The organism is Streptococcus infantis (assembly GCF_047465035.1).
Lineage (GTDB): Bacteria > Bacillota > Bacilli > Lactobacillales > Streptococcaceae > Streptococcus > Streptococcus infantis_T.
The window spans coordinates 32705-54109 of record NZ_JASHAQ010000005.1 but is presented as its reverse complement, the minus strand read 5'-3'; the positions used below and the strand labels follow the sequence as shown (position 1 = coordinate 54109).

The following is a 21405-nucleotide window of genomic DNA, read 5'->3' as shown; positions in this document are numbered from 1 at the left end:
AAAGTCAAATAAATTCACGGATATTCTACAAAATCTAAAAAGAACTTAACAGTGATTGCTAAGTTCAGTTATTATCTTGGTAAGAAGTGTCGTTCCATTCCAAAAGGTTGAAGTTTTTAAAGTCTTCTGTTTCGACAATAGTCACACTAGCATTTGCTAAACCGCCATCTTTTCTAAGTAGTGGAGTATCATAGCCTAGAAGAGTTCGAATACTGGCTGTGAGATTGGCTCCGTGACCGACAATTAAAACATGTTCAAAATCTTGATCTTGAAGTGATTTAACAAAATTGATAGTTCGTTGTGTTGTTTGATAAACAGACTCAGCACCAAACATAGTCGAATCAAATTTCGCTAGATTGGTACGAAAAGCTTTTAATTGCTCGGGATAGATGGCTTCCAAGGTCGCAAATTTTGCACCTTCAAGTTTTCCAAGTTGCCATTCTCTTAGAAGGGATGTTTCTCGTAAGGGACAGCTAACTTTCAGTTGACTTTGGATAATCTGAGCAGAAGTTACGGCACGAGGAAGATCACTAGAATAAATCACATCAAATGGAATTTCCTGGAGATACTGGCCCAATTGTTTTAAGGTCTCAATGGATTTCTCAAGGAGTGGAGAGTCCCCGCTTGCTCCTTGAAAACGTCCCTCAAGATTCCAAAGTGTTTTACCGTGACGAATAAAATAGAATTTCATGTGTTACTTGCCTCCAAGATATCTGCAAATTCAGCATTAACAAAGGATGATAGATCTTGAGGATTGATAATGATACTATGACCAACTTCCCCTGCGGAAACAATCATTTCATTCAGTCGAAGAGCAGTTTGGTCGATAAAGATAGGATAGTTATGTTTTTGACGGATTCCAACTGGATTATTGGCACCATGGATATAGCCAGTTGTCTTTTCGAGGTCTTTTTGTGGAATCATGCTGACTTTCTTATTACCAGAAATCTTAGCCAGTTTCTTTTCAGAAAGATGTTCAGTGATAGGAAGGATTCCGATAATGGGTCCAGTCTTATCTCCCAGAAGTGCTAGAGTCTTGAAAATCTGACTCTTTTCATAACCTTGAGGCATCTCACCTTCCAAGGCATTAATTTGAATACCTGTATGGTTTATTCCTGCCTTGGTTAAAATTTGTTGGACCAAGGTTTTTTTGACTTTTACTTTTTTAGCCATTATTTGTATTTATCCTCCAATTGACTCATCCAAATACCTAACCAAATACCTAGAGCGAAGAAAAAGGCAATGATGACATAAGACACAAGAGATAATCCACTGTAGCTGATGCTTTCAGCATTACCAGCATTTGGAATGAGGATTAAGATTGTGCTTGAAAGAACAATTCCGATGATAAAGTGGTAGACACGAGATTGATAGACTCGGAGAGCGTAGTCCATAAATTTTGAAAAAATTATAAGAGTAGCAGCGGCTCCAATTCCTATTGGAAGGAAGGTGCCAAATAAATCAAAAGTCTTAAACCCTGTTAACATAGGCCCATAAAGGCCAAGAATCAAGAGAAGATTGGAAGGACTAAGCCCAGGAACCAAAATACCAAGTGCCAACAAACAACCAGCCAGTGTGAAGTTAAGGAAGCTTGCAGATAGAGAACCAACTACAAAATTCAAGGCATAGAGGGCGATACCTGAGATGATGAAGGTTGCCCAAAACCATATGTGGTCAACCTTGTCTCTATCAGAGTCACGAGTTGATTCTTTGACAAGACTTGGGATGGTACCAATGATAGCTCCAGCAAAACTCCACAATACGTACACTTGATAATTCTCTAAAAGATACTCGATTGGATAGGAGAAAAGTCCGATACCTAGAAGCATCCCAATACCGACAGGAAGGAAAAAGAGCACATCTTCTTTTAAATTCTTAAAAGGATGGGCAAGAAAACGAATCATTCTTTCATAAATTCCCAAGATAGCGGCAAGAACGCCACCAGAAATCCCTGGTAGAATGAAACCGAGAGCAATAACAATTCCCTTAATAATTTTTGATAACCATGATAACATAGAGGTCCTCCGAGATTCATATTCTATAAAGATAAAACAGTGATTTAATACTGAAAAATAAAGAAAAGCAAGCAGAAAGCAATGTCTGACTTGCTTATGGTGATAGTGATTAAGGATTTAAAAATAATTTTCTAAAGGTTTCTTCCTTGTTCTTTGATGAAGAAATAAGGTTCAAATCCAGATGATTTTCAAAGCCTCCAAGGCTTCCATGAGAGGTATATTGGTGAAGTTCATAGTTAAGATCTGTTTTTGGAGCACTCTCGTAGTAACCCGAGTTGGTTCCATAGGACGGTATCCAGATTGCTGAGAAATTCTCCGTACTGATACTATGCTCCTCCATAAAGTAAACACCAACATAGATGCCAATATTTTTTGCACCCAATGAAGCTAATTTAGCACGGAAGGCCTCAACACCCTGGTTCATGTCAGACATAGTCTTGTCTTCAACATCCAACCAATAGTAGCTAGGATTATAGGGAGAAGCAGCATTATAAAAAACTTCGGCAGCTTTTTCCATTTCTTCGACATTTTTACCAGCTACATAGGCATAAACAGCGACTGGAATATTCCGTTTTTGAAATTCTGTGATGTGTTCTTTATAAGCCTTATCAACCCCATTTTTAAATGAAGCATCGTTTTCAACAGAAGCTTGAGCTCCACTATGAACCCGAACGATTGCACCTGAAATATTTTGAGCTAAGGTGTCATAATTGATCTCTGATGGTCTTTGCCAGCCAGAAACATCAATAATCGGCTTGTTGATATTATGTAAAGCTTGAGTTTCTACTTGAACTGGATTTTGCTTTGTTTTGACTGGATGGTCTTCAAACTTGGGTCTATTGATGATTAAAATACCCACAAGAGTAGCTAATACAGTAAAAATAAAAACAGGATTTATTTTCTTTCTCATACTTTTATAGTGTATCGTAAATGGTGAAAAAAATCAAAAAAAAATACTCGAAATCATCTAGAGAATGCGATGTTTTAAAGCATTTGCCCTCTTTTGTGTTTGAAAGAGCAAAAATATGATATAATTAAAAGGAATTTCTATAGAAAAGAGAAAAATATGGCAAATTATGCAGTTATTTTAGCAGCGGGTAAAGGTACTCGTATGAAGTCAGATCTACCAAAAGTCATGCACAAGGTTGCAGGAATTTCAATGCTGGATCATGTTTTTCGTAGTGTAGGGGCAATCAATCCTGAAAAAACAGTAACGGTTGTGGGTCATAAGGCAGAACTTGTGGAGCAAGTTTTAGCTGGTCAAACTGATTTTGTAAGACAGTCTGAGCAATTAGGAACTGGTCATGCGGTTATGATGGCTGAGCCAATTCTTGAAGGACTTTCTGGACAAACATTGGTTATTGCTGGTGATACACCACTCATTACTGGTGAAAGTCTAAAGAACTTGATTGATTTCCACGTAAATCACAAAAATGTAGCGACAATCCTAACTGCAGAAGCTGATGATCCGTTTGGTTATGGGCGTATTGTTCGTAACGAGAATGCTGAAGTGCTTCGTATCGTGGAGCAGAAGGATGCGACTGATTTTGAAAAACAAATCAAGGAAATCAATACAGGAACCTATGTCTTTGATAATGCTCGTCTTTTTGAAGCTTTGAAGAATATCAACACTAACAATGCCCAAGGCGAATACTATATCACAGATGTGATTGGTATTTTCCGTGAAGCAGGAGAAAAAGTCGGCGCTTATACTCTTAAAGACTTTGATGAGAGTCTCGGTGTAAATGACCGTGTTGCCCTTGCGACAGCTGAAGGCATTATGCGTCGCCGTATTAACCAAGCGCATATGGTCAATGGGGTTAGTTTTGTGAATCCAGAAGCTACTTACATTGATATTGATGTTGAAATCGCTCCAGAAGTTCAAATTGAAGGAAATGTAACACTGAAAGGTGCAAGTAAGATTGGTCCAGAAACAATCTTAACAAACGGGACTTATATCGTTAATAGTAGCATCGGTGCAGGAGCAGTGATTACCAATTCAATGATTGAGGAAAGCTCAGTTGCTGATGGCGTTACAGTTGGTCCTTATGCTCATATTCGTCCAGGATCAAGCCTTGCAAAAGATGTGCACATTGGAAACTTTGTTGAAGTCAAAGGATCTAGCATTGGGGAGAATACTAAGGCAGGTCATTTGACTTATATTGGTAACTGTGAAGTTGGTAGTGATGTCAACTTTGGTGCTGGAACAATCACTGTAAATTACGATGGTCAACACAAGTTTAAAACAACCATTGGTAACAATGTTTTCGTTGGTTCAAATTCAACTATCATTGCTCCAGTAGAGCTTGGAAATAATTCTCTTGTTGGAGCAGGTTCAACCATTACTAAAGATGTCCCAGCTGATGCCATTGCTATTGGACGAGGTCGTCAAGTCAATAAGGATGAATATGCAACTCGCCTCCCTCATCATCCTAATAATAAATAGGAGCTAACGATGGAATTCGAAGAAAAGACTATAAGTCGTAAAGAAATCTATAAAGGAGCGATCTTCCAATTGGTTCAAGACCAGGTTGAACTACCTTCTGGCAAAGGTAGAGCGCAACGTGATTTGATTTTCCACAATGGAGCAGTTTGTGTCCTTGCAGTCACTCCAGAAAATAAGATTGTCCTTGTTAAACAATATCGCAAGGCGATTGAAAAAGTCTCTTATGAAATTCCTGCAGGTAAACTTGAAATCGGGGAGAATGCAGAACCAGAAGCAGCAGCCCTTCGTGAATTAGAGGAAGAGGCAGCCTATACTGGAAAATTAAGCCTTGTCTATGATTTTTACTCAGCGATTGGATTTTGTAACGAGCGCTTAAAACTTTACTTGGCAAGTGATTTGACAAAAGTTGAAAATCCTCGTCCTCAGGATGAAGATGAGACTTTGGAGTTGCTTGAAGTCAATCTTGACCAAGCTAAAGCACTGATCCAGTCAGGAGATATTTGTGATGCAAAGACCATCATGGCTATCCAGTACTGGGAATTACAAAAAAATAGTGGAGGAACCCATGGGTAAACCTTTATTAACAGATGAAATGATTGAACGTGCCAATCGAGGAGAGGACATCTCAGGTCCTCCCTTGCTAGATGATGAGGAAACTAAGATTTTACCGACTTCTTCTCAAAATTTTGGCTATTCACGAACCAGAGATCATGGTTTTAGCCAGGATACACTGACCATAGAAGTTGAACCTTCTATTCACAAAAGTCGTCGGATTGAAAATACTAAGAGAAATGTCTTTAATTCTAAATTAAACAAGATTCTTTTTGCAGTTATTTTTCTCTTGATTTTGTTGATTCTAGCAATGAGATTTATTTAGGGGAGCTATCATGAAAATTGGAATTATTGCAGCTATGCCAGAAGAGCTAGTTTACATGATTCAACACTTGGACGAAGCCAGTGAAGAAAAGGTTCTGGGACATAGCTATCATACTGGTAAGATTGGTTCTGTTGAGCTTGTACTTGTAGAGAGTGGTATTGGTAAAGTCATGTCTGCGATGAGTGTCGCTATCTTAGCGGATCACTTTCAAGTTGATGCAGTGATTAATACTGGATCTGCTGGTGCAGTGGCAAGTGGAATCGCAGTAGGGGATGTAGTGATTGCAGACAAGCTTGCCTACCACGATGTTGATGTGACTGCCTTTGGCTATGATTACGGTCAAATGGCTCAACAGCCTCTCTATTTTGAATCAGACAAAAAGTTTATCAGTTTGATTCAAGAGAGTTTGTCTAAACTGGACCAAACTTGGCATTTAGGTTTGATTGCGACAGGAGACAGTTTTGTTGCTGGAGAAGATAAAATCAAAGCGATAAAAGAGCATTTCCCTCAAGTTCTTGCTGTAGAGATGGAAGGGGCAGCTATTGCTCAAGCAGCTCAGGCTTTGAACCTTCCTTTCTTAGTCGTTCGTGCCATGAGTGACAATGCCAACCATGAAGCATCCCTCTCCTTCGATGAATTTATCGTAGAAGCAGGAAGTCGTTCTGCCCAAGCCCTAATGACACTTTTGCAGTCAATAAAGGATTAATAGAAGAATTACTGAGAGTGGGACAGAAATCGGTAATTCGTTAGAATTCGATTTCGTCGTCCCACCTCCGCACAGTTGAGTAGGGCTGTAAAAGCTGATGAAGTCAGCGTAGTAGAGCCCACTCAACCACTGCGTCTTGCTCGACAATCCAAAGAGAATTGAGAGGCTAGGACTTTTGTCCCAGCCTCTTCTTGTCTTGCCAACTAAAATAATCAGAAGAGATCTAAGAAAAGTTATTTTCAAACTTTTTTGATATAATAGAAACATTGACTTGAAGAATAAGGAAGAGAAAATGAACGAATTATTAAAGGGAATGAATGACCGTCAAGCCGAGGCCGTTCAAACCACAGAAGGACCCTTGCTGATCATGGCGGGGGCGGGATCTGGTAAGACTCGTGTTTTAACCCACCGTATTGCCTACTTAATTGATGAAAAGATGGTCAACCCATGGAATATCTTGGCCATTACCTTTACCAATAAAGCTGCCCGTGAAATGAAGGAGCGTGCTTATAACCTCGACCCAGCTACTCAGGATTGTTTGATTGCGACCTTCCACTCTATGTGCGTGCGTATCCTACGTCGCGATGCGGATCATATTGGCTACAATCGCAATTTCACGATTGTAGATCCTGGAGAGCAGCGAACGCTCATGAAACGCATTCTTAAGCAGTTGAACTTGGATCCTAAAAAATGGAATGAACGTACCATTTTGGGAACCATTTCCAATGCTAAGAATGATCTGATTGACGATGTTGCTTATGCTGCCCAGGCAGGAGATATGTACACTCAAATTGTAGCTAAGTGTTATACGGCCTATCAGAAAGAACTTCGTCAGTCAGAGTCGGTGGACTTTGATGACTTAATCATGTTGACCTTGCGTCTCTTTGATCAAAATCCTGATGTTTTGACTTATTACCAACAGAAGTTCCAGTACATTCATGTTGATGAGTATCAAGATACCAACCATGCTCAGTATCAATTAGTTAAACTCTTGGCTTCTCGTTTCCAAAATATCTGCGTAGTTGGGGATGCTGACCAGTCTATCTACGGTTGGCGTGGTGCTGATATGCAGAATATCTTGGATTTTGAGAAGGACTACCCTCAAGCCAAGGTTGTTTTATTGGAGGAAAATTACCGCTCAACCAAAACCATTCTCCAAGCAGCTAATGATGTCATCAAAAACAATAAAAATCGCCGTCCTAAGAATCTCTGGACTCAAAATGCGGATGGGGAACAGATTGTCTACTATCGTGCTAATGATGAACAAGACGAGGCTGTCTTTGTTGCTAAAACCATCGATGAACTTGGTCGAAGCCAAAACTTCCTCCACAAGGACTTTGCAGTTCTTTACCGTACTAATGCCCAGTCTCGTACCATTGAAGAAGCTCTGCTCAAGTCTAATATTCCTTATACTATGGTCGGTGGAACTAAGTTCTATAGCCGAAAGGAAATTCGTGATATTATCGCTTATCTGAATCTCATTGCCAATTTGAGTGATAATATCAGTTTTGAGCGGATTATCAATGAACCAAAACGTGGCATTGGACCAGGAACAGTAGAGAAAATCCGTGGCTTTGCCAACCTACAAAACATGTCGATGCTTGATGCTTCAGCTAACATCATGTTATCAGGGATTAAAGGTAAGGCAGCCCAGTCAATCTGGGATTTTGCCAATATGATTCTTGATTTGCGGGAGCAACTGGATCAATTAAGCATTACTGAGTTAGTGGAAGCAGTCTTGGAAAAAACAGGCTACGTGGATATTCTCAATGCTCAAGCAACCTTAGAAAGTAAGGCTCGTGTTGAAAATATCGAAGAGTTCCTTTCTGTTACCAAGAATTTCGATGATAATCCAGATAATCAAGAAGAGGAAACTGGCTTGGATAAACTCAGTCGCTTCCTCAATGACTTGGCCTTGATTGCAGATACAGACTCTGGCAGTCAGGAAACATCAGAAGTAACCTTGATGACGCTCCATGCGGCCAAGGGACTCGAGTTTCCAGTTGTCTTCTTGATTGGAATGGAAGAAAATGTCTTTCCGCTTAGTCGTGCAGCAGAGGACATGGATGAATTGGAAGAAGAACGCCGTCTTGCCTATGTCGGTATCACGCGCGCAGAGAAAATTCTTTATCTAACCAATGCTAACTCACGCTTGCTATTTGGTCGAACGAACTATAATCGCCCAACACGCTTTATCAATGAGATTAGTTCAGATTTGTTAACTTATCAAGGTTTGGCGCGTCCTGCTAATAGTAGCTTCAAAGCATCCTATAGTAGCGGAGGTGTCGCCTTTGGTCAAGGCATGAGCCTAGCTCAAGCTCTACAAGATCGTAAACGCAACGCAGCACCAAGATCAATTGAATCAAAAGGACTACCTTTTGGACAGTTTTCAGCTGGTTCTACATCGACTTCTAGTGAGACAAGCTGGTCTATTGGTGATATTGCCCTTCATAAGAAATGGGGTGAAGGAACTGTTCTTGAAGTATCAGGTAGCGGCTCAACACAGGAATTGAAAATCAATTTCCCAGATGTCGGCCTCAAAAAACTTTTAGCCAGTGTAGCACCGATTGAGAAGAAGTAGTACATAGTTTCAATTTTTGAAGTTAATGATAATAGATTCATTTGTTCTATGGAAATCAGTGGTATATGACTATGAAAAAGAAGACGAATTTATCACCTTTACAGGTTATTGAAATTGGTAAAAACTTTCATTCTAATAATAAACTTGAGGGTGAATGTGTTTTAGATCCTAACCTTTTAAGATTAGAGCACTCTTATCCATATGAGTTTGAAAAGATGGATTACAAAGGTTCAACATTATGGTTTATATTAGTTAAGTATCTGCCAAATAATTTTTTATTCGAAGACTATACATTAGTAATTTCAGATAAGGAGGCGAAGGTAGTTTTTTATTTGGATGTAAATGGTCATCCGAGATTTTTTAAATAATAATAGTATGATAAAACTGTTAGCCACCATACCTTTTCTAAAGATAAGAACAAAAAGTTATATCTGGTCACAATCTTGTGATAATTTACATTTTCTTAACAAAAAAGTTTTTTGCTTACACGATTAAAACAAATAGTGTATAATTGAAACTGTTTTTGAAAGGAGAAGAAAATGACTGAAAAACAAATGAAAACATTGGGTTGGATTGCAACCTTTATGTCTGTAATGATGTATATCTCATATATTCCACAAATTATGAACAACCTTGCGGGTCAAAAAGGAAACTTTATCCAACCAGCAGTAGCTGCAATTAACTGCAGTCTTTGGGTATACTACGGACTCTTTAAAAAAGAACGTGATATCCCTTTGGCAGCAGCCAATGCACCAGGTATTGTTTTTGGGATTATTACCGCATTGACAGCTTTAATTTAATACAGAAAAAAGCAATTAGCAGAATGAACTGTTAGTTGCTTTTTAATTTTCTACAAAATATATTTCTCAATAGCGCGTGCAACACCATCTTCTTCATTGCTAGCAGTTACGGCATCCGCGAGAGATTTGACATAGTCGCTAGCATTTCCCATGGCAATCCCAAGCCCTGCAAATTCTAACATCTCAATATCGTTATTGGCATCACCCATGGCCATGATTTCAGAAGCTTGGATATCCAAAATCTCAGCCAGACGAGAAAGTGCAGAAGCCTTAGTTGTACCGAGTGGCATTGCTTCATAGATAACTGGTTGAGAACGAACTCCACTAAATCTCTGACAAAGTTCATCAGCAAATCGTTGTTCAAAATCATCTGTTTGTTCTTTTGTACCTAAGAACATACCCTGGAACATGCGATATTTACCACTGGTAGCTTCCTCTAGTGAAATCTCAGTCAGGTCAGAAAAGACAAGTGTCGCATCGTATTTTACGATAGGATTTGGTTCGCCTCCGAGAACGAAGTAGTGTTCCTCGTCAAAGAGAGTTAACTGAACCTCACTCTTTTCAGCAAGGTCATTCAGGTATTCAATGTCTGATTTACTAAGTTCTCGCCAGTCAACAAGGCCCCAGTCACTAGTTTGGTGGGTAGAACAACCATTGTTGACGATGACGTATTCATTCTGCAAATCTAGTCCTAGTTTCTTGTAGTAGGGAAGAACCCCAAAGAGAGGACGACCAGTACAGAGAACCAGTTTGACGCCTTTTTCGATAGCCTTATGAATGGCATCAATATGAGCCTGAGGAATTTCTTTGGCTTCGTTGAGCAGAGTTCCGTCCATATCAAGGGCAAGTAGTTTAATCATAGTAGTTCCTTTTCACGTGTTTTGTCTATATTATAGCATATTTTGGAGGAAAGAAGGATTACTATGTCAATTTAGGACGTTTCAATTACAATTCATGATTGGAAGAAGCTTTTTGGCAAATATATGCTATACTAAATTTGCAATATACTGATAATGGATAAAAAAGCAGAGGACTTGGCATGAAAAAAAGAGTAGTACAGATTTTACTAGCCTTATTGGTAATCATTTATAGGAAGACTTGGTTTTGGTGGATTTTTAATCACTTTTCAGCTAGATTTGTAGTTGCTAGTCGAGAGTATTTCTTGATTCTTGCTTTTTTAGAGCTCATCGTTACTTTTATAGCTATTCTTTATTTACTAGTATTCGAAGGTAGGAAAATTCTTGAGTTGAAGTGGAAATGGAGATATCCAGTTTATTTGCTTCTTGCTTATGGAGTCAATCATCTTTCAGGTATTGTGTTTTCCTTTTTAACCCCAGCCACGTCCAATCAAATGGCTTTAAATGAAATGATTGAGATGACAGGGCGACAAGAGTTGCTGTATTTTTTGCTTATTACTTGTCTGCTAGGACCAATTTCAGAAGAATTGGTTTACCGAGGAGTTCTGATGAATACATTTTTTAAAGATTCACCTTGGTATGGAGATGTTTTACTATCAGCCTGTGTCTTTGGCTATGTGCATGTTGCTGATGGTATAACACCGCTCGCCTTTTTCACCTATGCAAGTGGAGGAGCAATTTTAGCTTTCCTCTACCGAAAAACTCATTCTCTCTATTATCCTATTTTGCTCCATATCATGATTAACATTGCTGCATTTTGGGAATTATGGATTCTCGTATTTTCATGAAGTTAGTGCTTATCAATCAATGCCGGAAATTTCTGGCATTTTTCTTTTCTTGAGATGTTAAAGAGCCCTCTATTTATAGGATTAGCAGTCAAAAAATGGTATAATGAAAGGTAATGAAAAAATCAAACGAGGCTGAGATGAAACTACTTTATACCGATATTCGGACTTCTTTAACAGAAATCCTAACCAAGGAGGCTCAGGGACTGGTTGCCCAAGGTAAACGAGTCTTTTATATCGCCCCTAACTCTCTTTCTTTTGAAAAGGAACGTGCCGTGCTGGAGTGCTTGAGTCAGCAGGCTTCTTTTGCGATCACAGTCACGCGCTTCGCTCAAATGGCTCGTTATCTGGTTTTAAACGATATACCAGCGAAGTCTAGTCTCGATGATATTGGTCTGGGCATGGTTTTCTATAAATGTTTGTCTGAGATAGACGCTAAGGATTTGCGAGTTTACGGGGCTATTAAGCAAGATCCGCAATTCATCCAACAACTGATTGAGATTTATCATGAAATGACAACTGCAAAGATGAGCTTTTTGGATTTAGAAAGTCTATCTGACGCTGATAAACGTTCTGATTTACTCTTGATTTTTGAAAAGGTAACAGCTTATCTGAATCAAGGTCAAGTTTCGCAAGGGAGTCAATTGTCATATCTGATCAATGCTATCGAAGAAAATAAAGTAAGTAGTGATTTTAGTAAGATTGCCCTAGTCATTGATGGTTTTACCCGATTTTCTGCAGAAGAAGAACACCTAGTGGATCTACTTTATCGTAAGGGTGTTGAAATTGTTATCGGGGCTTATGCGACTAAAAAAGCTTATACAAGTCCATTTAGTGAAGGTAACCTCTATCAAGCCAGTGTTGAGTTTTTGAGACATTTGGCCTTTAAATATCAGACTAAGGCAGAAAATACTTATCAAGAACATGAGAAACTTGATGCCTTTGCCAAAGCCTCAAAATTACTGGAAAGTGCTTATGATTATTCTGAAATTAGTTTAGATGTGAATGACGAAGATAGAAAGGACTTGCAAATCTGGTCTTGTCTGACACAAAAAGAAGAGCTGGAGTTAGTTGCTCGTAGTATTCGCCAGAAATTGCACCAAGAGCCAGAACTTAGCTATAAGAATTTTCGAATCCTACTTGGTGACGTAGAGTTCTATAAACTGTCCTTGCAGACAATTTTTAATCAATATCAAATTCCTTTTTATTTGGGCAAGAGTGAGTCTATGGCTCATCATCCTCTAACTCAATTTGTAGAATCCATCGGGCGTTTGAAACGATACAATTTCCGTCAGGAAGATTTGATTAATCTCTTACGAACTGGCTTATATACCGACCTTGCTCAAGAAGAAATCGATAGCTTTGAACAATATATCCGCTATTTAGGTATTGATGGACTTTCTAACTTTAAACAAAAATTTACAAAAAATCATCATGGAAAATTTGATTTAGAAAAATTAAATGAGCTGCGTGTCCGTGTCCTAAATCCACTAGAAACTTTATTATCCAGTCGTAAGCAAAAGACTGAAAATATCCTTACAAAATGGAATAACTTTTTGAAGGATGCATCTGTGACCAAGCAATTACAATCCTTATCTGAAACGATGGAAGCGGCAGAGCAAGAAAGACAAGAGGAGGTCTGGAAAGCATTTTGCCACGTAATGGAGCAATTTGCGACCGTATTTGAGGGGACTCAGGTTGCTTTAGATGATTTCTTAGCTCTTCTTCATTCAGGAATGTCCTTATCAAATTATCGTACAATCCCTGCAACGGTAGATACGGTTCTGGTGCAAAGTTATGATTTGATCTCGCCTTTGACTTCTGATTACATCTATGCACTTGGCTTAACGCAGGATCATCTACCTAAAATCACTCAAAATACTAGTCTTTTAAGCGATGAAGAAAGAGAAGTTTTAAACCAGATTACTGAAGATGGCTCTCAATTGCTGATTGCTAGCCAAGAAAATCTTAAGAAGAATCGCTATACCATGCTTTCTTTGGTAAACTCTGCTAAGAAGCAATTGGTCTTATCAGCGCCAAGTTTACTCAATGAAAACGAGAGTAAAGAGTCGATTTATCTAAAAGAATTGCAGGATTTTGGTTTTACCAAGATTGAAAAGAGAATCGATCGAAGAAACCTATCAAAGGATGATATTGGTTCTTATCACAGTCTTTTGTCTAGTCTTGTTACTTATCACCAGCAAGGTGAGTCGGAGACAAGTGAGCAGGACTTGACCTTTATTAAGGTTCTAGCTCGTGTTATGGGCAGAAAATTAGAAGATCAAGGTCTTGATAATCCTGTCCTACCGACAAGTCCACGAAGTAAGACCTTAGCTACTGAAACTTTGGAAGCCTTGTATCCTCAAGATCAAGATTTTTATCTATCAACTTCGGGATTGACAGAGTTTTATCGAAACGAATACAGTTATTTCCTTCGATATGTCTTAGGCTTACAGGAAGAATTGCGACTGCGACCTGATGCACGAAGTCATGGAAATTTCTTGCATCGTATTTTTGAACGAGCTATGAAACTTCCTGTTGATACACCTTTTGATCGTCGTTTAGAACAAGCAATCTCTGAAACCAGTCAAGAACGTGAGTTTCAAGCCATTTATCAAGAAAGTTTGGAAGCCCAATTAACCAAGGAAGTTCTTTTGGATGTTGCTCGTGCAACTGGGCACATTCTTCGTCACAATTCTGAAATTGAAACAATTCAGGAAGAAGCAGTCTTTGGTGGTAAGGAACAAGCTTTTGTTCAGTTAGAAAACGGCAGAAATGTCTATGTCCGTGGTAAAGTTGACCGTATAGATCGCTTAAAGACAAGTGATGCTATTGGTGTTGTTGATTACAAATCTTCTCTAACTCAGTTTAACTTCCCTCTCTTTTATAACGGCCTTAATTCACAGTTACCAACCTATCTGGCTGCTCTTAAGAAAGAAGGAAATACCGACTTCTTTGGTGCTATGTATTTAGAGATGGCTGAGCCAGTTCAGTCCTTACAAACTGTCAAAACTCTTTCAAAGGCTTTAGCAGAAACGACTAAGAGTATGAAATATCAAGGGTTATTTCTCGAAAAAGAGATAAAGAATCTTGGGGAACTTTACAATAAAAACAAGACCTATCAGTTGTCTGATGAGGAATTCCAGTTATTGCTGGACTATAACGCCCTTATCTATAAGAAAGCTGCAGAGAAGATTTTATCTGGTAGATTTGCTATCAATCCTTACACAGAAGACGGCAGAAGTATTGCCCCTTATGTCCAACAATATCAGTCGATAACTGGTTTTGAAGCTAATTACCATTTAGGTCAGGCAAGATTGTTAGATAAGGTTGCTAAGAGCAATGATAAAGAAACATGGTTTAATAAAATTAGAGAGGAGTTGGAGCGATGAAATTTTTATCCCAAGAAGAGATTGAAAAGTTGCAAATTGAAGAAGCTCAATCTGACAAGAAACCCAAGAAAACTGCTGAGCAAATTCAAGCTATTTACAGTTCTGGTCAAAATATTCTGGTCTCAGCATCAGCTGGCTCAGGAAAAACCTTTGTCATAGCTGAACGAATTCTTGATCAACTAGCGCGTGGAGTAGAAATTCGCCAACTCTTTATCTCAACCTTTACGGTAAAGGCAGCAACCGAGTTAAAAGAACGCTTGGAAAAGAAAATCAGCCAACAAATCCAAGAGACTCAAGATATGGAGCTAAAAAAGCATCTTGGAAGACAATTAGCTGATTTACCAAACGCTGCTATTGGAACTATGGACTCTTTTACTCAGAAGTTCCTGGCTAAACATGGTTATCTGATTGACCTCGCCCCAAACTTTCGGATTCTTGAGAATGAAAGTGAGCAACTCCTCTTAAAGAATGATGTGTTTCGACAAGTTTTCGAAAGTCACTACCAAGGTAAGGAACAAGAACAGTTTAGTCAGTTGGTCAAGAACTTTGCGGGTAAAAGTAAGGATGCACGTGGATTGCGTAAACAGGTCTATATGATTTATGACTTTTTGCAATCTACAAGTAATCCTCAGGCTTGGTTACAGGAATCTTTCTTAAAAGGATTCGAAAAGGCCGATTTTACAAGTTCTAAAGAAAAGCTGGCTCAAGACATTCAGCAAAGACTCTTGGATTTAGAAAGTTTCTTCCGTTACCATCTAGAGAATGATGCCAAGGAATTTGGGAAAGCAGCCTACTTAGAAGCTGTCCAACACGTTCTTGATGAAATTGGAGCTTTAACCAATGAATCAACTTTTAATCAATATCAAGAAGTTCTAGAGCGAGTTGTGAGTATTTCTAAGGATAAGGGTGGCCGTGCTCTCACAAATGCTAGTCGCAAGGCTGAACTCTTAGAACTGAAAGAAGCGTACAACCAAGAGAGAAAAGACAAGTTTGAAAAGCTAATTGCACTAAATGACCAAATTACTTTATTGAAATTCCAGGAAAAATATCATCAAGAGTCTTGGGACTTAGCAAAGACTTTTCAAGTTTTCATGAGTGATTTTGTTGATGCCTATCGAAAGCGTAAACGCGAAGAGAATGCCTTTGAATTTGCTGATATTAGCCACTATACCATTGAGATATTGGAAAACTTTCCTCAGGTGCGTCAAGAGTATCAGGAACGTTTCCACGAAGTCATGGTCGATGAGTACCAAGATACCAACCATATCCAGGAAAGAATGTTGGAACTTCTCTCGAACGGGCATAATCGTTTTATGGTGGGAGATATCAAGCAGTCTATTTATCGTTTTAGACAGGCAGATCCCCAAATCTTCAATGAAAAATTCCACAGTTTTGCTCAGGATAGCAAAGAAGATCAATTAATACTGCTTAAGGAAAACTTCCGTAGTAGTTCTGAAGTACTAAATGCTACCAATGACGTTTTTAAGCATCTCATGGATGAGGAAGTTGGAGAGATTTCTTATGACGACATGCATCAACTTGTTTTCGGAAATACAGATTTAAAACCGAATCCAGAAAATACAGCAGAAGTCCTCTTGTATGATAAGGATGAAGATAGCGATACTAATGACGAAGAAAATATTACAACCAATAAACTGACTGGTGAAATGCGAATGGTTCTTAAGGAGATATTGCATCTCCACAATGATAAAGGTGTGCCCTTCAAGGACATTGCTCTTTTGACTGCAAGCAGAAGTCGCAATGACCAGGTTCTACTTGCCTTGTCTGAGTATGGGATTCCAGTCAAGACAGATGGTGCCCAAAGCAACTATTTACAGTCTTTAGAAGTCCAAGTCATGTTAGATACCCTTCGTGTCATTCATAACCCTCTTCAAGATTTCGCTTTAGTTGCTTTAATGAAGTCTCCGATGTTTAGCTTTGATGAAGATGAATTGGCTCGATTAGCCCTTCAGAAATCCGAGGATAAGGTTCAAGAAAACTTTTATGAGAAACTAGTCAATGCTCAGGAGAAAATTGGTCTTCAAAAGGATTTAATCAAAGCTGAATTACAAAAGAAGCTAGTCTTTTTCATGGAAACCGTCCAAGATTGGCGATTGTATTCCAAAACGCATTCGCTTTATGGCCTTATTTGGAAAATCTATAGCGAACGTTTCTACTATGATTATGTTGGTGCTTTACCAAATGGTCAGGCTAGACAGGCCAACCTCTATGCCCTAGCACTACGAGCTGACCAGTTTGAAAAGAGTAATTTTAAAGGCTTATCACGTTTCATTACTATGATTGATCAAGTCTTGGAAGCCAAGCACGACCTTGCCAGTGTCACTGTAGCTCCACCTAAGGATGCTGTGGAGCTTATGAGTATTCATAAGAGTAAGGGGCTTGAGTTCCCTTATGTCTTTATTCTCAATATTGATCAGCAATTTAACAAGCAAGATTCCATGTCTGAAGTTATCCTAAGTCGTAAAAATGGCCTTGGGCTCAAGTATGTTGCTAGAGTAGCTACAAATGCCAAAGAGGAATATGTTCCATCTACGATTAAGTTATCGATTCCAAGCTTGACTTATAGTCAAAATGAGGAGGAGCTCCAATTAGCAAGCTATTCTGAGTTGATGCGTTTACTTTATGTAGCCATGACTCGTGCTGAGAAAAAACTCTATCTAGTTGGAAAGGGATCAAGGGAAAAGTTGGAGTCTAAAGAATACCCGACAAATGGGCAAGGTCTTTTGACTCGTGAAACAAGACTTGACGCTCAAAATTTCCAGGACTGGATTTGGGCCATCTATCAAGCTTTTTCTAAAGAGGACTTACACTTTAGTATTCGTTTCGAGGGTGAAGAACAACTGACAGAAGAAGCTATCGGTAAATTGGAAACTAAAAGCCAGCTCCAAGATCTTTCTCAGACAAGCAACCGTCAGTCTGATACCATTAAGGAAGCTTTAGAAATGCTGAAAGAAGTGGAAGTGTATAATGAAATCCACCGTGCAGCGATTAATCTTCCGAGTGTTCAGACCCCAAGTCAGATTAAGAAGTTTTATGAACCAGTCATGGATATGGAAGGTGTAGTAGTAGCTGGTCAATCTAAACCAAAAGAAACTATGATTCAGTTTGAACTTCCAGACTTCTCCAAGAAAGAAAAAGTCACTGGAGCTGAAATTGGTAGTGCTACTCATGAATTGATGCAACGAATCAATCTCGCTAAGAAACCTACTTTGGAAACCTTGACAGATGCCTTGGAGCAAGTTCAGGCAACTTCAGCTGTTAAAGATAAAGTTAATCTGGAAAAAATCTTGTCTTTCTTTGATACAGCTCTAGGTCAAGAGATTCTTGCAAATCAAGATAAACTCTATCGAGAACAACCTTTCTCAATGTTAAAAAGAGACGAGAAAAGCCAAGAAAACTTTGTTGTCCGTGGAATTTTAGATGGTTATCTAGTTTATGAGGATAAAATTGTTCTCTTTGACTACAAGACAGACCGTTATGAGCATGCTAGTCAGCTTGTTGAACGCTATCGAGGACAATTAGATCTCTATGCAGAGGCTCTATCTCGCTCTTATCAGATAGAAACAGTTGAGAAATATTTGATTCTACTTGGTAAAGACCAAGTAGAAGTCGTTAAACTATAAAAAGAAAGGAGGCATCATGTCCATTCCTGTTAGAAAAAACTTATATGATGCAGTTTTAGAGGCCTCTAAAGCCGATACTTGGGAACAAGCTACCAAAGAATGGAGTGAAGTTTCCTTGATTTTTAATGGAATCGGTCGGAGTAATTGTGTCTGTGGCAATGCTATTAAGTATGCTTATGAACTTTTTAACGGTGTTACCGGCAAACGTCTCTTTCCCATTGGGAGTGACTGTGTTCGCCATTTCCAAAGAATTAGCCTAGATCAACAGCTAGAAGAGGAGGAAAAACTTCTCAGAAAGCTTGAAAATCTGACCAGAAAAGCCCAGAAAAAAGAAGCCATTCGAGTTAATAAAACAGATTTTGATGAGCGACTGATCAACTGGCTATGGAAAAAGGGAGCTTTTAAGTCAAATCGAGGTAATCAATTCTCACCAGAAAAGGATTATCAACTCTTTTTGGAGGTTTTTCAAGGTGGAAGTTGGACTAAGGCAGAGCCTGTGAAGAAAGCTCGTATGGAAGAAGTTCTTGAGAAATTTATTAAACCCTTTCTACTTGGAAAATCTGACGATCAACTCTATCTAGTTAAACTAGGAAAAGAAAAAATTGACTATGAGCAAGAACTTCGCATCAAAGCAGAAAAGGAACGAAAGAAGCGAGACAAGATTGCTAAACAATATGCGGATAATCTAGTTCTAGCAATGGGACCAGCTGAACGTGTCTATCAAGATTACTTTGGACTGAGCGAAACACTGACTCTAGAAGAACGCCAGTGGGAAAAGATTCTCTTCGGTAAAAATCGGACAGAACGTTCTATAAAATCAAAACAGTACCAAAGAGAACTTGAAAAGGATCAACGCATTGCTAGTCAAGATCATCTTGAAAGAAAACAAAAGCAAGTCTGGTTGCTTAACTCGTATTTTAAGGATATACCCGAAGAAAAAGCTCGATTTTCCCGACTTCTAATCATGTATCGAAAAACTGGAGAAATTCCATTTTCAACTGACTATCTCTCTAACACTTTGTTTGACTTTTTCTACAGAATGAAGGCTTTTGAATTTGAAATAGCCCCCGACCAGGTACGTGATTTTCTAAAGGAATGTTTAGATGCAGAAAACCTATCATCCGCTCAAAAATCTTGGATAGAAGGCATTTTAACCAACTGCATCAAACCTTTTTTAGAAAGAATGATAGTATAGCGGTAGTTTTCGTCCTGCATGGAGAGACTTATTATTATACTTCCTGCGAAACAAAATATGATACAATAAAACTATGAATTATGAAGTAAGTAAACAATTAACTGATGCACGCTTTAAACGCCTTGTTGGTGTTCAGCGTACTACTTTTGAAGAGATGTTAGCTGTGTTAAAAACAGCTTATCAACGTAAACACGCAAAAGGTGGACGAACCCCTAAGTTAAGCTTAGAAGATCTCCTCATGGCTACTCTTCAATACATGCGAGAATACCGCACTTATGAACAAATTGCGGCTGATTTTGGCATTCACGAAAGCAACTTAATTCGTCGGAGTCAATGGGTTGAAGCAACTCTTATTCAAAGTGGTTTTACGATTTCAAAAACTCATCTTAGTGCTGAGGATACGGTGATTGTGGATGCAACAGAGGTAAAAATAAATCGTCCTAAAAAAATCAACTAGCGAATTATTCTGGTAAAAAGAAATATCATGCTATGAAGGCTCAAGCGATTGTCACAAGCCAAGGGAGAATTGTTTCATTGGATATCGCTGTGAACTATTGCCACGATATGAAATTGTTCAAAATGAGTCGCAGAAATATCGGACAAGCTGGTAAAATCTTGACTGACAGTGGTTATCAAGGACTCATGAAGGTGTATTCACAAGCGCAAACTCCGAGGAAATCAAGCAAACTTAAGTCACTAACTCTTGAAGATAAAGCCTATAACCATGTGCTATCTAAAGAGAGAACCAAGGTTGAGAATATTTTTGCCAAAGTAAAAACGTTTAAAATATTTTCAACAACCTATCGAAATCGACGCAAACGATTTGGATTACGAATGAATTTGATTACTGGCATTATCAACCGTGAACTAGGATTTTAGTTTCGCAGGAAGTCCATTGTTAAAATTATCTACCAAAGTTACATTACATAATTTTGTTTATGTAACAATCAGGGAAGTAAGAGTTCTGTAATTAATACAATCATATCCTAAATTATGATATAATTAAGTAAAAATATTAAATGTGAGGCTATAATGGACTTTGAATCTTTAACTAGGTATGTTTTACAAGTGGCTAGAACAAGTAACAATAGCTCAATAAATAATCTTGATGATTTTGAAAGATCACTATATAATATCTATGAAGTGGTAGAAGAAAGATTAAGACAAATCGGTTATCAGTTTAAAAATGAGCGTGAGCTAGTTACCTTTGTAAAATTTTTAAATTTTTTGTATACATGTGACATGTCTACTAACGATATTATTTGTCATACGGATGACTTCTTATTTGGGTATGTGATACCTCAAATTAATAAGGAATTTGATTTACTTAGATTCGGCGAAAATTATAACATCAATATTGAGTTAAAAAGTGATACTACAGTAGAGTTGCAAAAAGAACAACTAATAAAAAATCATTTTTACTTAAATTTTCTCTCTAAACCAACTAAGTATTTTAGTTACTCACCAGATATTTCTAGTTTTATTGAATATGACCCTGTAACTGGTAATTTTAATGAAAATGTGGGTAAGTCATATTTTAATGAAGTTATTTGTCAACAAGTAATTAGTCAATATAATCTAGAAGAAGTGGATAATTTATTTGATATAAAAAATTATTTGGTCTCCCCATTTAATGATATAGATAGATTTTTAGAAAGTAAATATTTTTTGACAAGCCACCAACAAGATATTGTGAAAGAAATAGTTGAAGGTGCTGAGAACAAAAGGATTGTTGGGATTAAAGGAAATCCAGGGACAGGTAAGTCTTTACTTATATATCATATAGCAAAAATACTTAAACAACAAAGTAAGAAAGCTATCATAATTCATGGTGCTACCTTAAATAAAGGCCAATATGAGCTAAATAAGCACGGCTTTAATATTGTTCCTATAACAAGTTTTTCAACGGTCATGGAGAATTCTAATCAGTATGATTTTATAATTATTGATGAGGCTCAAAGACTTAGAGAAGGGGGCGGTATAATCAGTTAACTGAACTCACTAAAGCGATGATTAGCTCAAATTCAAGTTTTATAGCTTCTATGGA

At 38.1% G+C, this 21405-nt stretch carries 18 protein-coding genes; 13 read left to right on the top strand and 5 right to left on the bottom strand.

Annotation, left to right across the window (positions count from 1 at the left end):
• Nucleotides 1–64: 64 nt before the first annotated feature.
• The 4 genes from QM406_RS03385 to QM406_RS03370 all read right to left on the bottom strand — a co-directional run bounded on the left by QM406_RS03385 (nt 65) and on the right by QM406_RS03370 (nt 2925).
• The gene (locus tag QM406_RS03385; RefSeq protein WP_414273417.1) at nt 65–691 is read right to left on the bottom strand and encodes a histidine phosphatase family protein; all 627 of its coding nucleotides are present in this window, start codon (nt 689–691) and stop codon (nt 65–67) included.
• Nucleotides 688–1173 carry an aminoacyl-tRNA deacylase gene (locus QM406_RS03380; protein WP_414273416.1) on the bottom strand — a complete coding sequence of 162 codons (486 nt, stop codon included), beginning with the start codon at nt 1171–1173 and terminating at the stop codon, nt 688–690. The genes QM406_RS03385 and QM406_RS03380 overlap by 4 nt, the downstream gene beginning before the upstream one ends.
• Entirely contained in the window at nt 1173–2015 is an 843-nt protein-coding gene (locus QM406_RS03375) for a DUF368 domain-containing protein (protein WP_248034219.1), read from the bottom strand. The genes QM406_RS03380 and QM406_RS03375 overlap by 1 nt, the downstream gene beginning before the upstream one ends.
• Nucleotides 2016–2124: 109 nt before the next feature.
• Nucleotides 2125–2925: a glycoside hydrolase family 25 protein gene (locus QM406_RS03370; RefSeq protein WP_414273415.1), complete on the bottom strand. Its 801-nt coding sequence runs from the start codon at nt 2923–2925 to the stop codon at nt 2125–2127.
• Between the two features lie 156 nt (nt 2926–3081).
• On the opposite strand from QM406_RS03370, the gene glmU reads away from it, so the two are divergent.
• The 7 genes from glmU to QM406_RS03335 all read left to right on the top strand — a co-directional run bounded on the left by glmU (nt 3082) and on the right by QM406_RS03335 (nt 9425).
• On the top strand, nt 3082–4461 hold the full coding sequence (gene glmU, locus QM406_RS03365) for a bifunctional UDP-N-acetylglucosamine diphosphorylase/glucosamine-1-phosphate N-acetyltransferase GlmU (protein ID WP_414273414.1): 1380 nt from the start codon (nt 3082–3084) through the stop codon (nt 4459–4461).
• 9 nt (nt 4462–4470) lie between these two features.
• On the top strand, nt 4471–5034 hold the full coding sequence (locus tag QM406_RS03360) for an NUDIX hydrolase (protein ID WP_414273413.1): 564 nt from the start codon (nt 4471–4473) through the stop codon (nt 5032–5034).
• Nucleotides 5027–5338 (top strand): cell wall synthase accessory phosphoprotein MacP, encoded by a 312-nt coding sequence (gene macP, locus QM406_RS03355; protein WP_060955683.1) that lies wholly within the window; start codon nt 5027–5029, stop codon nt 5336–5338. The genes QM406_RS03360 and macP overlap by 8 nt, the downstream gene beginning before the upstream one ends.
• A 10-nt stretch (nt 5339–5348) precedes the next feature.
• Nucleotides 5349–6044: a 5'-methylthioadenosine/adenosylhomocysteine nucleosidase gene (locus tag QM406_RS03350; protein ID WP_414273412.1), complete on the top strand. Its 696-nt coding sequence runs from the start codon at nt 5349–5351 to the stop codon at nt 6042–6044.
• A gap of 292 nt (nt 6045–6336) precedes the next feature.
• A complete protein-coding gene (gene pcrA / locus QM406_RS03345) occupies nt 6337–8625 on the top strand; it encodes a DNA helicase PcrA (protein ID WP_414273411.1) in 2289 nt (762 codons plus the stop codon).
• A gap of 71 nt (nt 8626–8696) precedes the next feature.
• Nucleotides 8697–8993: a hypothetical protein gene (locus QM406_RS03340; RefSeq protein ID WP_414273410.1), complete on the top strand. Its 297-nt coding sequence runs from the start codon at nt 8697–8699 to the stop codon at nt 8991–8993.
• Between the two features lie 171 nt (nt 8994–9164).
• Nucleotides 9165–9425: a SemiSWEET family transporter gene (locus tag QM406_RS03335; RefSeq protein WP_049504794.1), complete on the top strand. Its 261-nt coding sequence runs from the start codon at nt 9165–9167 to the stop codon at nt 9423–9425.
• A gap of 50 nt (nt 9426–9475) precedes the next feature.
• Here the strand turns inward: QM406_RS03335 and QM406_RS03330 are convergent, their stop codons facing one another.
• The gene (locus tag QM406_RS03330; RefSeq protein ID WP_371607725.1) at nt 9476–10285 is read right to left on the bottom strand and encodes a Cof-type HAD-IIB family hydrolase; all 810 of its coding nucleotides are present in this window, start codon (nt 10283–10285) and stop codon (nt 9476–9478) included.
• 179 nt (nt 10286–10464) lie between these two features.
• Here QM406_RS03330 and QM406_RS03325 point away from each other — a divergent pair, with 179 nt between their 5' ends.
• The 6 genes from QM406_RS03325 (at nt 10465) to QM406_RS03300 (ending at nt 21350) form a co-directional block, all read left to right on the top strand.
• The gene (locus tag QM406_RS03325) at nt 10465–11130 is read left to right on the top strand and encodes a lysostaphin resistance A-like protein (protein WP_414273409.1); all 666 of its coding nucleotides are present in this window, start codon (nt 10465–10467) and stop codon (nt 11128–11130) included.
• 137 nt (nt 11131–11267) lie between these two features.
• Nucleotides 11268–14519 carry an ATP-dependent nuclease subunit B gene (rexB, locus tag QM406_RS03320; RefSeq protein WP_414273408.1) on the top strand — a complete coding sequence of 1084 codons (3252 nt, stop codon included), beginning with the start codon at nt 11268–11270 and terminating at the stop codon, nt 14517–14519.
• On the top strand, nt 14516–18163 hold the full coding sequence (gene addA / locus QM406_RS03315) for a helicase-exonuclease AddAB subunit AddA (RefSeq protein ID WP_414273407.1): 3648 nt from the start codon (nt 14516–14518) through the stop codon (nt 18161–18163). The genes rexB and addA overlap by 4 nt, the downstream gene beginning before the upstream one ends.
• 16 nt (nt 18164–18179) lie before the next feature.
• On the top strand, nt 18180–19358 hold the full coding sequence (locus QM406_RS03310) for a hypothetical protein (RefSeq protein WP_414273406.1): 1179 nt from the start codon (nt 18180–18182) through the stop codon (nt 19356–19358).
• 73 nt (nt 19359–19431) lie between these two features.
• Nucleotides 19432–20237, top strand: a protein-coding gene (locus tag QM406_RS03305) for an IS5 family transposase (RefSeq protein WP_414273405.1) whose coding sequence is annotated in 2 segments (ribosomal slippage) — nt 19432–19806 and nt 19809–20237 — 804 coding nt in all. Because the reading frame shifts where the segments join, the coding sequence is not laid out codon by codon here.
• A gap of 153 nt (nt 20238–20390) precedes the next feature.
• Nucleotides 20391–21350 carry an ATP-binding protein gene (locus QM406_RS03300; RefSeq protein WP_414273404.1) on the top strand — a complete coding sequence of 320 codons (960 nt, stop codon included), beginning with the start codon at nt 20391–20393 and terminating at the stop codon, nt 21348–21350.
• Nucleotides 21351–21405 lie beyond the last annotated feature (55 nt).

What these genes read in the sequence shown, in the direction of transcription:
- QM406_RS03330 (WP_371607725.1), bottom strand. Translation starts at nt 10,285, where the DNA reads ATGATTAAACTACTTGCCCTTGATATGGACGGAACTCTGCTCAACGAA.
- QM406_RS03375 (WP_248034219.1), bottom strand. Translation starts at nt 2,015, where the DNA reads ATGTTATCATGGTTATCAAAAATTATTAAGGGAATTGTTATTGCTCTC.
- QM406_RS03325 (WP_414273409.1), top strand. Translation starts at nt 10,465, where the DNA reads ATGAAAAAAAGAGTAGTACAGATTTTACTAGCCTTATTGGTAATCATT.
- QM406_RS03360 (WP_414273413.1), top strand. Translation starts at nt 4,471, where the DNA reads ATGGAATTCGAAGAAAAGACTATAAGTCGTAAAGAAATCTATAAAGGA.
- QM406_RS03350 (WP_414273412.1), top strand. Translation starts at nt 5,349, where the DNA reads ATGAAAATTGGAATTATTGCAGCTATGCCAGAAGAGCTAGTTTACATG.
- QM406_RS03380 (WP_414273416.1), bottom strand. Translation starts at nt 1,173, where the DNA reads ATGGCTAAAAAAGTAAAAGTCAAAAAAACCTTGGTCCAACAAATTTTA.
- pcrA (WP_414273411.1), top strand. Translation starts at nt 6,337, where the DNA reads ATGAACGAATTATTAAAGGGAATGAATGACCGTCAAGCCGAGGCCGTT.
- QM406_RS03300 (WP_414273404.1), top strand. Translation starts at nt 20,391, where the DNA reads ATGGACTTTGAATCTTTAACTAGGTATGTTTTACAAGTGGCTAGAACA.
- QM406_RS03335 (WP_049504794.1), top strand. Translation starts at nt 9,165, where the DNA reads ATGACTGAAAAACAAATGAAAACATTGGGTTGGATTGCAACCTTTATG.
- QM406_RS03310 (WP_414273406.1), top strand. Translation starts at nt 18,180, where the DNA reads ATGTCCATTCCTGTTAGAAAAAACTTATATGATGCAGTTTTAGAGGCC.
- QM406_RS03385 (WP_414273417.1), bottom strand. Translation starts at nt 691, where the DNA reads ATGAAATTCTATTTTATTCGTCACGGTAAAACACTTTGGAATCTTGAG.
- QM406_RS03340 (WP_414273410.1), top strand. Translation starts at nt 8,697, where the DNA reads ATGAAAAAGAAGACGAATTTATCACCTTTACAGGTTATTGAAATTGGT.
- macP (WP_060955683.1), top strand. Translation starts at nt 5,027, where the DNA reads ATGGGTAAACCTTTATTAACAGATGAAATGATTGAACGTGCCAATCGA.
- addA (WP_414273407.1), top strand. Translation starts at nt 14,516, where the DNA reads ATGAAATTTTTATCCCAAGAAGAGATTGAAAAGTTGCAAATTGAAGAA.
- glmU (WP_414273414.1), top strand. Translation starts at nt 3,082, where the DNA reads ATGGCAAATTATGCAGTTATTTTAGCAGCGGGTAAAGGTACTCGTATG.
- rexB (WP_414273408.1), top strand. Translation starts at nt 11,268, where the DNA reads ATGAAACTACTTTATACCGATATTCGGACTTCTTTAACAGAAATCCTA.
- QM406_RS03370 (WP_414273415.1), bottom strand. Translation starts at nt 2,925, where the DNA reads ATGAGAAAGAAAATAAATCCTGTTTTTATTTTTACTGTATTAGCTACT.